Source organism: Gillisia sp. JM1, assembly GCF_000424645.1.
In the GTDB taxonomy this organism is placed as follows: Bacteria; Bacteroidota; Bacteroidia; order Flavobacteriales; family Flavobacteriaceae; genus Gillisia.
In genome coordinates this window covers 570429-583222 of sequence record NZ_KE384219.1, presented here as the reverse complement: position 1 = coordinate 583222, position 12794 = coordinate 570429, and the positions used below count along the sequence as shown (strand labels likewise).

Here is a 12794-nt window from a genome sequence, read left to right as displayed (position 1 = left end):
TATACCTCCCTGATCCACCAAATGGTTTAGTTCGCGGCAAGATACTCTTTTCATAGGATACGTTTTGCCAATAGTATTTTTTTAAGATAATCACAAAGTGAAAATTTATTATTTAATCCCTCATTGAGGGTTTAATTCCCCTGTGCCAATAGCTACCGGGATGCTTCGAATTTTCAAAAGTATTTTCCTCCCGGATCATAGGGATATACCTCGTGGTCTTCCCCCCGAGGTTCTTGATTATACATATTTTTGACGGTATAGTGCTTTCTTTGGGTTTCTTTTTGCGGTCTTAGGAGTCGATTCCAAAAGATAAATTTCAGCTGCTCATTCTGGCAGATTCGAACATGATTTGGAATTTTTCTCTTCCTGCTGTTAAATCAACCCCAACCGCAGGATTAGGTAATTTTAAATTTTTAGTAGCTAAGATCTATAGACATTTGCAGAACTCCGCCATCATATAAAAATTCAGCGTCAGAAAAAGAAGGAGCACTCAATGTGACCTCTGCACCACTGGAAAAACCATAACCTTCCTTCGGAACACCGAAAAAATTTTTATCAAGTTCACCATTGTAGTTTTCATCATGGATCACTGAAATGGCATATTTTCCTGGTAGAACATCTGAAAACTCAAAACTCGCATCTGTTCCGCTTATTTGTGTTATCATGACCTTAGATGCATATTTCAGGAATTTGCCGGGGAAACCTTCCTCGGATTCAAAAATCGCACAGGCGATAACCCCAGTATTGTTACTTATATTTTGAATTTTCACATTAACAGATGGGCATTCTGTTTGAGCAAATCCATTTGACGGCAGCCATACTAAGCTTAGAGCCAGCCAAAAAAGGAGTTGTGAAAATTTTCGGGAAATCCGGGGCATTTCAGAATGCCCGGTATTTTTAGAAAAAAACTTAAAAAGTAGATTATTTAACATTTTACTATTTTTTTTAGATACACTAATTTAATGATAATGTTGTTAAAATGCAATTCGGTAAGAAGAAATAACGACTGTTTTTATATCAATTTTTAATCCCTCATTGAGGGTTTAACCCGCCTGACCGGCTGGGCAGGTTCCCCGAGGCCTGCCCGAAAAGAATTTCATTCAGGCGGGCTTGCTACGAATTTTTAAAAGTATTTTCCTCCCCAAGCATCGGGACATGCCTCGTGGGCCCGCCCGTACCGTTCGGGCGGGCTTGCCCCGAGGCTCTTGATTGTTTCAGGTTCTTCTATATTTATGCAATCCGTTTAAGTTTCAGAGGGGGGAGTTGAGACGCGCCTCGATAGCTAAAGGGATTATCGGCTTTCTTGTTTGTAACTTGATCTCTAAAATATTACTTTTCAGCGGATTACTCACTATTTGCGATAACCGATGTTTTCCACTGGCTTTTTTGCTTCATTTATCAAAAAAACGTCAATAAATATCCAATTATTGCACCGCCCAAAACGATAAATGCGCTATTCAATTTTTTTAAAACAAAGACGACAATTAAGCTTGCAACAGCAATTACTGTTGTACGCCAATCTGTTATTGTGTCCTTCGCCATTTCTACAGAAACGGCAATTATCAATGCAACTGCTGCGACATTTACTGCATCTAAAATAACTCCTATAATCTTTGACTTCCTCATTTTGGGTATTAAAGGATTTAATATTAAAACAAAAATAAATGAGGGAAGAAATATCCCGACAGTTGCAGCAATTGCTCCCGTAATTCCGTTCATTTGCCAACCAATGAAAGTTGCAGTAGATAAAACTGGCCCTGGCGTTATTTGTCCAATAGCGACTGCGTCAATCAATGCCTGTCTTGTCAGCCATCCGTTTGCAACTAATTCAGCGTCCAGAAAAGCAAACAAGACATAGCCACTACCATAAAGAATTGCCCCAACTTTTAAGAAAGTCTGAAATATTTTGAATGCTCCGATTTTCACAGGATCAATTGCCTGAAAAAGAAAAAATGGAATTAAACTTTTTAAACTACCTGTATTTTTTTTGAACAAATACATAACAAAACCAAGTAAACCGCAACCAAAAAGAGCGATTATTTCGTTTAATCCTAATAAACAAGCAACTAAAGTTATACTACCTAAAATTGCAAGTTCTATGTTTTTTACCGCTTTTTTTCCAAGTCGGAAAGCCGCGATTATAATGATTGCAATAACTGCTGGTTTAATTCCGTAAATAAAAGGATCAACTTTTGGCAATTGTCCATATTCTTGGTAAAGCCAAGCAAAAATAGATGTGATTACTACTGCCGGAAAAATGAAACAAAACCCTGCAACAAAAAGACCTTTCCAACCTGCACGCTTGTATCCGCAATGCATTGTCATTTCGGTTGAATTCGGACCAGGAATTAAGTTGGTTGCACCAACAAGGTCAAGAAAGTGTTCTTGTGTCATCCACTTTCTTTTTTTAACAACTTCGTCTTCCATCATTGCGATATGTGCTGCTGGACCATCAAAAGCAATGCTTCCGAGCTTAAAGAATAATTTTGCTATTTCTAAAAGTTCTTTCTTAATTGACATAATGACAAGGTTAGAATATTGACTCGCTTTAATAGCAAAAACAAGGTTGAAAATCATTGTCGTCCGACAAAAGATATAAGATCGCTGCGCTGCTAGATTCAAGACGTAAGACTTCATTTCAACTAATTGAAAATCAATATCTCAAACTGTATAAATTTTCAAAAAGGAAAAAATAATTCTGTGTTCCAATAGCAAGCTCCTAAACATTGAAAACAGTCTTAATCCACGTTACTTATAGCCTCACCGAAATCCTGAATTTTTTTACCGGACAATACTAGTTGAAAATATAAATATTTTGAATTTGTTATGTTGATATTAACAATAAATAAAATGCCTTCTACAAAATGTATGTAGAAGGCATTTCCTTTGGTACAAAGAAAAGTGTGACTAATTCAAATCTATTGTACCGTTACGTTAAAGGTTGCAGCAATATCTGTTTCTCCTCCAGCATCGTCAAGACCTGTATTTGGTTTTGTAGGTTCGTGACGCAGTGTAAACGTTAATTTTCCTGAACTCGCTGCACCAGCTGTAAGGGTGAATTGTGTTCCCAAGTTATTTCCGTCTCCATCTAAATTGGTATACATTGTCGTCACATCCAGCCCACTACCAATAGTGTAGAAAAACTGGTGTTCCTCTGATTCTTCTTCTACTTCTTCAGTAATATTTTCAGGTGGATTCACAGTTTCGTTGAGCAGTACAATGCTACCATTGTATGTAACTCCAGTTGCCAAGTTTCCGGAAGTAACAATGGGTGCGTTAGGACCATCACCATCCAAATCACGGGTTTGCAAGGTGATGGGCGTTCCACCACCATTGGGTATAAGGGTTACTGTTAAAGTGGTAATTACCTCTTCTTCGTTTACTGGTTCTGGCGTATCATCATCACTTGAACACGATATAAATAATACTGTTGCAAAAATTGCTGTTGCTAAAAATTTTACTTTTTTCATTTGTTTTGGTTTTAAAAAATTAATAATTGAGTTTTAGATTTAATAAAAAGTTTCTGCCCAAATCGTCTGCATAATAGCGCAGTCGGTTTAGGTAATTGCGGTAAGAAATGTTCAATAAATTGGTGATTCCAAAACCTACTGTGAGTGTTGATTTTTGAGTGACTTGAAAATCAATGCTTGAATTAAAATTGAGCAAATGATATGCATTGGGCGGTGTGCTTAGTTCAACGGTTTCCATAGTTTCGGTCTCTGGAATAAACACTTCAAAATTGTTATCGGGATATTCGTTCTGACGGAATACATACTCGCTCTGCAATGCTAAACGTAGATTTTTTAACTCTGGATTTTGATAGACAATTTCATTTTTGGTATTTATGGGTGGCATATTTATTAAGAATTCATCACGAGAACGGTCGTAGCCTTTTACCAATGAGAACTGGTGATTGAAATGGAAATTTTCAGAAAAAGCATAAGATGCATCAAAATCCACTCCTAACAATTGTGCATCGGTCTGTCTGTACTCCCATACTTGAAAATTTCCCCTTACCGTTTGCTGGATTTCTGTAGGTTCGATAACCATGAAATCTTTAATAGTGTTTATGAAAGGACTTACTGAAAAGCTGAAATTTTCATTTTCTCGCTGAAAAGTCAACGATACTTTATGTCCAATTTCTGAATTAAAGCGTAGATCGCCCAGTTCTATACGGGAAGCAGAATGATGCAAGCCTTCGCTAAAAAGTTCGGAAGGATTGGGCGCACGGGATGCTATTGAATAATTGAAAAATAGTTTATAATTCTCCTCAAAAGCGTATGTTGCTCCCAAAGTTGCTGAAGCGTTATAAAAATTCAGTTGTGGATTAGTCAAAATCTGATTGTTCAATTCTTCGACTACAATTTCAGGGAAGAGTTCGTCATAATTTCGAGATTCCCAAAAAGAGGTTCGATAGAATTTGAAAGTGTCCATATACGTATAATCAAATCGCCCGCCTGCTTCCACAAGGAAGTTATCATTCAACTGGTAATCTGCTATGGCGTATACCCCTAAATCATATTTATCATAATCTGGTATCAATCTGCGCACTCCTGTATTTGGGTTTGCAAAGTTGTTTTGATAGCCTGCCATTAGACCAGTCTTTAGGCTTATTGCATCGGTCAAGTTAGAATCCAAGTCGAGTATTAATGTGTGGGTGTCCAGTTGTAAGTCCAAAGATGCGTTATCCCTATCTGCACCGCGTCTAATATCAAATTCCAAGCGGTTGTTGCGTTGAAAGTCATATTGTAAACTCACTTTCCCGAAGCCATCAAACCTTTTGAAGCCTTTTATACGGGCTAAATGGTGTGCTATATCTTGTTTTGGCGTGTTGATTTGATATGTAAAATCATTGATGATTAGAGGCCTGCTGCTATTTATGGCTCGAATTTGGTCTTGCGCACCACCCAGATGGGATGCTCTTAAGATTCCGATTTCATTTTTAAAGAGGGAATAATAGGCTTCGATGCCGTAATCGAACCGATTAAGTCCAACTTGCAAAGAAGCATTACGTTCAAAAATCCCAGTATTGCTCAATACATAATCTGGTGCTTCAAAATCGCCAAAACGTTTCAATGTTCCTTGTACTGTTGCATACCATCCGCTTTTATAGCTTTTGGTTAATTGGGACGTCAGCGAAGAACCGCGCCCATTTGATGCTGCCGTAAACAACGTCTTTCCGTAGAGGCTATCTTTTACTGGAACTTTTGAAGCTTCTGCTACAATAACCCCCCCCACTGCATCGCCACTGTACTGCAAGGCACCTGCCCCTTTTATTAGGGTAATGTTGCCAGCCGAATTGATATCAACGTTTGGGGCATGCTCTGCACCCCATTCTTGGTCTTCCATTCTAACACCGTTATTTATGATGACAACACGACTACTGTGAAGGCCATTAATCAAAGGTTTTACAACGGTATTTCCAGTATTGAGGGAAGAAACACCGCTCAAACTGTTAAGGGCATCGCCGAGCGTACCGCTGCTAAAACGTTCCAGTTCTTCCTTTGAGACAGTGTTTTCAAGAATTGTTTTGGACTTGTTTCTGTAGGCTTTTCCCTCAACAGTAATTTGGTTAAGTTCTTCCAAATGATGCTCCAGTTTAAAAGTCTTGGTCGTGTTACCTAATATTTCAACGGTGAATCCTTTAGACAAGCAATAGGGATGTGACACCTGTATGGAATAAGTGTCATTACAAAGATTTGAAATGGTAAATTGCCCATCGAGGTCTGTCTGCACAGCTTGTTCAGAACCTGCAACAATAAGCGTTGCACCTGCAAGTGAATACCCATCGTGAAGGTCTGTTACCGTACCAGAAAGTGTGTTGTCACAAGTTTGTGATATAGATGGAATACTGCTTAATAGCAGTATGAATAATACATAAGTTCGCATACAAATTCTTAATTAACATAATAACAAATATATTTTTGTTTATTAAGAAAGAATGGGTGGTGCGCGAAGCTGAGTATTGGTTATTTTAAAGGAATGGAATTGTAAGGAAGCGAAGTCTGCTTCAATCTTTACAGGAATATCAGGTTGTAATAAAACAGGATATTGATATATATCGTAGTTGAAAGATGCCAAGTGAAAATGGCCTATCTCACACTTTACACTGGATTTATGAATATGAGTTGTCTGTTCCGTGCAAGCAATGTGGTCATGCCCTTCAAAAACATGAAAAAACTGAATGGCAGTAGGTAACATTAAAGCTACAAAGAGCAATAATGCGGCTATATTTTTGCCAATCTGTTTTTTATATTCCATTGTTTTCCTTTATATCGAAAACGTAAAAATAAAGAATCATATTGGAATTAGGACAATAATTACGCAGGAATAAACGTAAGTTGGATTCTTAATAGCTAAATGCAAATTCTATTTTGAGGATTTGAGCGTTAGCAAAAAACAGCTCTTTTGTTTTTTTGTAATTGACTTTTTAGATGCGAAAATATAATGGGGTAGGTTGCGTTTTGGCGTTTTTCAGTTTAGATTTTTGGCTTTTGGGTAGCCTCGGTCGTGCTTAACGCGAGTAGCTTGGAGTAGGGGCGTTTCCCGATAGCTACCTTAGCTCTAGTTTGTTGTTACTTGATCTCTAAAACAATACTTTTTACAATATGCCAGAGTATTTGCGATAACCAATGTGGACAGCTGGTTTTTCTTCGTTTTAAGGTTCAATATGAATGCTAATATGTGAAATGTCAGTTGAAATTAATTTTATCGATGATAAAACACGCTACCAATAAGACTAAAGTAAATTGCTTTGATTGCTTATTTTTCATTTGTTGGTAGCAATAAACACTTTACTATTTTTCGAATTCAGAACAATCATCAGATGGATTATAAGTTCCCGCTCCTTGCTGATATACTAAAGAAGCACCTAAATGCCCTGTATAAAGCAAACCAAAAAGAGCTGCAATTAATAAAAAAAGGCTAACTATTTTTTTTATATTAGAAAACTTAAGAACGATGAAGTTAGGTATCACATTCAGAAATAATACTACTGAATAAACTATCATAGTAGTATAAGACCACCATTGATGCTCCTGAAGAACTTTAGGGTCACAAATTTTTCTTACTTCAATAGAGTAAGCCAAATCCCCTGTGTAAATGGCAATCCAACCACTCAGCACTCCAATAGTTAACATTACAAAAACCATCTGTTTGAGAAAGAGATGATAAATCTTATTATTAACAGCTAAATTTACGATAGCTGACAAAGAAGATAAAAGCAAAGTGACTATTGGTAAATGAACAGAAAGTGGATGCCATACTTCTTCTCTCCATAATGAAGGTATTTCTGCAATCATCAATTTGTATTACTCAAGTATTTTTACAGAAACAGGGACGTTTTTATTTCCTTTTTTCTCAACTGTTATCTCAACTTTAGCGTTTTCTTTTAGTTCATCAAAAGATGAAGCTTGTCCGTCACTTGTCATAACTGTAGTTTCATCTGTGAAATACAATTCAACTAGTTTGTCATCAGACGTTCTAACATAAATTTCTTTTTCGTCTGCTTCAACTTTTTCTGCTACTCCTTGGTAGGTTCCAGAGTCTAAAACGTCAGTATTTTTGTTTTCACCACAAGAGGTTAGCAAAAAGGCACATCCCAATACTAATCCTAAAATTAATTTTTTCATTTTTTTTGCTTTTTTCAAATTTACAAATTACATTTTGATTCTACTTGTTTTTTTAAACTTGATGCTAATGGCCTTGCTTATAAAATTGGATTAAATTTTTAAAGTCAGCGTAATAATTGGGAGAAATTGGATTTTGTGAGTTGAAAATTTCATTCCCAGATGCGTGCATCTTTTTTTTTAGAATTTCGAATTTGATTTATTTTTAAGAAATTTTTATACCTCATGCGCTCTGCTAGAACTACTTTATTTTGTAAATTTAAGTGAATCGAAAAAAGTATAAAAAATGAAAATCACCTATTACGGACAGAACAGTCTATCCCTCGAAATGGGAGGGGCAATTATTATTATAGATCCATTTATCTCTGAAAACGAACTTTCAAAGGATAAGATAGATATCATGGATCTCAAGGCCGACTATATATTCCTGACCCATGCGCATTTTGACCATGTGCTCGATGCAGAGGCAATCGCAAAAAATACAGGAGCGACCATAGTGGGCAACTTTGAAATCTATCAGCACTATACCGAGAAAGATATTGAAGCCATGCCATTGAACCAGGGCGGTACCCGAAGTTTTGATTTCGGAAAGGTAAAGTGTGTAAGTGCTGTACACACAAGTAGCTTTCCAGACGGGAGTTATGGTGGAAACCCCAGTGGTTTTATCTTTATGGGAAAAGAAAAAAGCGTATACATTGCAGGCGACACAGCCCTTACCATGGATATGAAACTAATTCCAAAATGGGCAAAAATAGACTTGGCAGTACTACCCATAGGCGATGTGGCCACCATGGGTGCTGAAGATGCGGTCATAGCGAGCGATTTTGTGGAGTGCAACAGGGTGCTCGGCGTTCACTACGACGCGCTGCCCTTTACCAAGATCGACCATGATGCCGCTAAGCAAACATTTGATAAAGCTGGAAAAGAACTTGTACTGTTGGAAGTAGGTGCATCGATAACCGTATAACTCTAAGACAGATTTATGCGTTCTAGTTGTTGAAATTTTAATTTTAAATTCCTGGTAGGATTGCACCAGGAATTTTTACTATACTTCTTTTAAAACGTCAAAATAAAAAGTAAAACTTTTACCTTTTAATATTCTTTTCAGAAGTAAGGATGTTTTAATCATTTCCGAGCATTAAATTCATAGTCGAGTGAAACTAATTTCAATTTTAGTCAATCAAAAGAAATCTGATCGGTTTATTTGATCTCCCGCTCTACTTTACCACATGTCAACATGGAGCTTCCGTAATATGGATTGCGCACTTCCTCACTCATACTCAACCACTCACTGCCGCCATCGTACATAGGGCAAAACTGCTCGTATATTTTCCAATATGTTCCTTCTTAGCTAACCATGCACCGACTGTTGGAGCAAGTTCAATCCATTCCTCTAAAATTTCAGAGTTAATTACTCTAATGTCTTTCCAAATACCATCTTTCTTTTTTTCTTCTACCCAATCTTTTCCATTTTGCCAAAGTCGTGGTGTTACAAAAATGAAAGTTGATTCAGCAGGATTGTAGCCCAATGGATTCAAAACTCTTTTTGCATAATCGTCATCAGCTTTTCCTTTCGAGTCTTTCGAAGTGCCAAATTCCCAAAGCGAAATACCAGCAAGTAAATAATGAGTTTCATCAGTTACTTCAAGAGTCCCATCCCAACCACCAAGCAAAGCACTTTCTCCTGATGGAAATTTTATACTCTGAATTGATTTGGAAGTCGCTCTAATTAGTTTTCTTACTAATAGTGGAAGTGTTTCTCATTGGCAATCTCTTCTGTTCGCCCAGCTTCTTAAATCTGTTGAATCAATCCATTTCATCTATAGTTTTGATTTATTGCGTTAAGTTATTGAATTCAGGGATGTTTTTTATAATGTTGCCAACGGTAATGGTTAACGCAAGTAGCATGGAGTAGGGACACGTACTTGTCGGCTTAGTAATTTTGTTACTTGGTCTCTAAAATATTACTTTTCACTGGAATGAGCACTATTTGAAGTTAATCGATGTTCTAAGCAGTTGCTGAAGTGGATATATTTGTTCGAATCTTAATAGTCATTTTTTCTTTGTTTTGTTGGAAAATGACTAATTTTTTTCGTAGTTCAAGGTACGATTGGAATTTACGAAGTATATGAGGAACTTAAACAAATAAATAGCATAACTGAGCTGGTTGTGTTTGTTACCTATATTGTCACCTAAATTAAAAAACCCCGCAAGCATATTGCTTACCGGGTTATACAGTGGAGTCGGAGGGAACGACCATAAATTCAATTTTATAGTGTTCATAGGGCATACAAGAGATACTAATTTAATTGGTAACCGAATTGGTCCCCCTTTAACATAATTTAACTTTTCAGGATTTTAATTGATAGGATTTAGGGTTTTTTATTCCATATTAGAATATGGAATAAATACTCTTGGAGATATGGGTAAAGAAGCTGAAAATAAGTCGTTGTATAAGAAGGTTTAAATAAGCTTATTTTTATTTCACTCTGGCAATAACGTACGGGAATTATTAGAAAAGGTGACATTTCAAAAAATTTAAGGAAGGATGTGAAGCCACTAAATTTGATGCTTCTTTTCTTAATTTTTAAACATTTTTCATGTATAAGTAATAAAAGTAATTATTTTTCATGGTTTGTCAGTGTTTTTCATGTTACTTTTGTAATTGAAATTCATAAAAAATCATCATGAATCATAATTTTTCACGAAAATTAACCAGTTTTCATGGCCGAAATTTGCCCGAAAGAGGTTACCTAGTTGGATATGCAGCACTGATCCAATTATTAGAGGAGCAGTTCAAAATAACTTTACCATTACCAGATCTATTAGCGATGGCAACTGAAAAACACCAACGTTATGATCAGGGCTCGTGGAAAGTTTTTACAATCAGACACAGGCCGAATGATGACCTTAAAAGTCATCTGGTTTTTGCCTTAAAATATGAAGCTTTGGATCTCTATATTCTGAAGAAACTCTTTGAAGTAGCTAGAGAAGATGTAGTTCTGAAAATGCTAGAGGAAGAGCCAACAAGCCAATATACCAGAAGGACCTGGTTTTTATACGAATGGTTATTAGACGAAAAACTTGATGTGCCAGATTTAAACAGAGGTTCTTATGTAGAAATTGTAGATGCCTCCATTCAATTCACGGGTCTGTCTTTAAATTCTACCCGACACAGAGTAAGAAACAATTTACCGGGAACTCCGGGTTTCTGTCCTATGATCCGCAAGACTGAAAAACTGAAAAATTATATCCAAAAAGACCTATCTAAACTTATTGAAAAAGGGTTAAGTAAAAAGGATAAAAACTTGATAAAGAGAACAGCAGCTTTTTTATTGCTGAAAGATTCCAAAGCCTCTTTCGCAATTGAAGGCGAATACCCACCTACTCTACGAGCCAGAAATTGGGGAAAAGCAATAGGGCAATCGGGTAAAACACCCCTCAGTATTGAAAAGATTGAACGATTACAGGATATTGTAATAGGAAGTAAGAAGCTTAAAAATATGGGTGTAAGACAGGAAGAAGGATTTATAGGTGAGCATGACAGGGAATCTTTTACGCCACTGCCAGATCATATATCTGCTAAAGCTGGAGATTTGCATTTACTTATGGAGGGATTATTGGAAACTAATAGCCTTTTACAAAATTCCGGTTACGATCCTGTACTGGCCGCAGCATCTATAGCGTTTGGTTTCGTTTTTATCCATCCGCTGTCAGATGGTAATGGAAGAATTCATAGATATTTTATTCACCATATCCTTACCAGGATGGGATACACTAAACGGGGAATGATCTTTCCGGTTTCTTCGGCAATTTTAGATCGCATTGACGAATATCAGGATACTTTAGAGCATTTTTCTAGTCCAAGGGTAGATTTAATTGACTGGAAAGCAACACCAGACCATAATGTGAAAATATTAAATGAAACAATTGACCTCTACCGGTATTTTGATTTAACGAAACAGGCTGAATTTCTATATGAATGTGTAGAAGATACCATCGAAAAAATTATACCTGCTGAATTGGACTATCTTGAAAAATATGACCGAATGACTCATTTTATTAATGATCATACTAGTTTACCTGATACAAAGGTTGATTTGCTGATTAAATTTCTGGATCAGAATAGTGGAAAATTATCAAATAAGAAAAAAGTAAAGCATTTTGAGGAATTAGGAAATGAGGAAATTAATATCCTTGAAGAAGGTTTTGAGGAAATATTTATAAATGGATTGAAGGAAGATGAGCAGGAAAATTAAAATACTTAATGCATATTATTAAAACAGTTATTTATGATTAATTACGATGGCTTGGAGGATTTTGATAATTTGGAAGATATCAATAAGGAGCTGCAAAAAAGAGCAAACCTTCATAATAACAAACCAATAGCTGAATTTGAAGGTTTGAGTCCGTTACAAATGGGTCAGCTTCAAAATTTTCCAGAAGGGACAAGCCCGTTGATCCTTAACAAACTTTCAGAAAAAGGGCTTGAAAAATGCCCTTTACTCGTGCAGGTACGCTTTCTCATCGAAAAAATGAAAGGTGGAAAAGAAATAAAACTCACCAAAACCGGAGCTTTGCCTACTAAATTAGTCAAAGAAATCTATGGTCTTGGATGCCTGAGAAACGATGATATTGAAGACGGTTTTAGCAAATTATATAAAGAAGGCGATGTTCTGGAAATAAATCTTACGCGCATACTTTTAGAAATATCTAGTTTAGTTAAAAAGAAAAACGGGAAGTTAAGCCTGACCAAAAAAGGAGAAAAGCACTCAGATGATGGAAATTTTATCCTGGAAGAAATCATGACTCTTTTATTCTATAAATTCAACTGGGGGTATTATGACGGATTAGGATCTGAAGCTATAGGTCGGGTAAATCCTGCTTTTAGTCTATTCCTACTTAAAAAATATGGAAGTAAAAAGAGATCTGCTTATTTCTATGCTGGATTATATTTTATAGCTTTTCCACAGATACAAGATGGCGACGATTCTTTTAGGTGTTATGCTTTACGAACCTTTGAGCGGTATTTTAAATTTATGGGTTTTGTTACTATTGAAAAGGAGTCCATTCTAACGCCAGCAGACGTTAGAAAAACAGCGTTTTTCGATCAACTTTTCTCTCTTAAATCCAAGTAACTATTTGTAAATAAATTATTTACCTTCG

11 protein-coding genes and 1 pseudogene are annotated in these 12794 nt (G+C 36.3%); 3 read left to right on the top strand and 9 right to left on the bottom strand.

All coding sequences use genetic code 11. The annotated features are described in order from the left end of the window. Positions 1 to 413: 413 nt before the first annotated feature. From H033_RS0117070 to H033_RS0117040, 7 genes are all read right to left on the bottom strand, one after another. The gene (locus tag H033_RS0117070) at positions 414 to 932 is read right to left on the bottom strand and encodes a DUF2141 domain-containing protein (protein WP_026839384.1); all 519 of its coding nucleotides are present in this window, start codon (positions 930 to 932) and stop codon (positions 414 to 416) included. Between the two features lie 466 nt (positions 933 to 1398). After that, a complete protein-coding gene (gene chrA / locus H033_RS0117065; protein WP_026839383.1) occupies positions 1399 to 2520 on the bottom strand; it encodes a chromate efflux transporter in 1122 nt (373 codons plus the stop codon). A gap of 398 nt (positions 2521 to 2918) precedes the next feature. Next, complete coding sequence (locus tag H033_RS0117060; protein ID WP_026839382.1) at positions 2919 to 3470, bottom strand: hypothetical protein; 552 nt, start codon at positions 3468 to 3470, stop codon at positions 2919 to 2921. A 19-nt stretch (positions 3471 to 3489) separates the two neighbouring features. Continuing rightward, complete coding sequence (locus tag H033_RS0117055) at positions 3490 to 5889, bottom strand: TonB-dependent receptor (protein WP_026839381.1); 2400 nt, start codon at positions 5887 to 5889, stop codon at positions 3490 to 3492. A gap of 42 nt (positions 5890 to 5931) precedes the next feature. Continuing rightward, positions 5932 to 6261 (bottom strand): hypothetical protein, encoded by a 330-nt coding sequence (locus H033_RS20550; protein ID WP_034886441.1) that lies wholly within the window; start codon positions 6259 to 6261, stop codon positions 5932 to 5934. Between the two features lie 536 nt (positions 6262 to 6797). Continuing rightward, complete coding sequence (locus tag H033_RS0117045; RefSeq protein ID WP_051228038.1) at positions 6798 to 7301, bottom strand: DUF2231 domain-containing protein; 504 nt, start codon at positions 7299 to 7301, stop codon at positions 6798 to 6800. Between the two features lie 9 nt (positions 7302 to 7310). Continuing rightward, positions 7311 to 7649, bottom strand: coding sequence for a hypothetical protein (locus H033_RS0117040; RefSeq protein WP_231367653.1), 339 nt, complete (start codon positions 7647 to 7649; stop codon positions 7311 to 7313). Between the two features lie 265 nt (positions 7650 to 7914). On the opposite strand from H033_RS0117040, the gene H033_RS0117035 reads away from it, so the two are divergent. Beyond that, positions 7915 to 8595, top strand: a complete 681-nt coding sequence (locus tag H033_RS0117035; protein WP_026839378.1) for a metal-dependent hydrolase — start codon at positions 7915 to 7917, stop codon at positions 8593 to 8595. A 233-nt stretch (positions 8596 to 8828) separates the two neighbouring features. On the opposite strand, the pseudogene H033_RS21465 reads toward H033_RS0117035, so the two are convergent. Then, a pseudogene (locus tag H033_RS21465) lies at positions 8829 to 8972 on the bottom strand (DUF3347 domain-containing protein); the annotation flags it as partial. Further along, positions 8909 to 9301 carry a hypothetical protein gene (locus H033_RS21860; protein WP_026839377.1) on the bottom strand — a complete coding sequence of 131 codons (393 nt, stop codon included), beginning with the start codon at positions 9299 to 9301 and terminating at the stop codon, positions 8909 to 8911. The gene H033_RS21860 and the pseudogene H033_RS21465, both read right to left, overlap by 64 nt. A gap of 1014 nt (positions 9302 to 10315) precedes the next feature. On the opposite strand from H033_RS21860, the gene H033_RS0117025 reads away from it, so the two are divergent. Then, positions 10316 to 11887: a Fic family protein gene (locus H033_RS0117025; RefSeq protein ID WP_034886440.1), complete on the top strand. Its 1572-nt coding sequence runs from the start codon at positions 10316 to 10318 to the stop codon at positions 11885 to 11887. A gap of 33 nt (positions 11888 to 11920) precedes the next feature. Further along, positions 11921 to 12766 (top strand): hypothetical protein, encoded by an 846-nt coding sequence (locus H033_RS20545; protein WP_051228035.1) that lies wholly within the window; start codon positions 11921 to 11923, stop codon positions 12764 to 12766. Positions 12767 to 12794 lie beyond the last annotated feature (28 nt).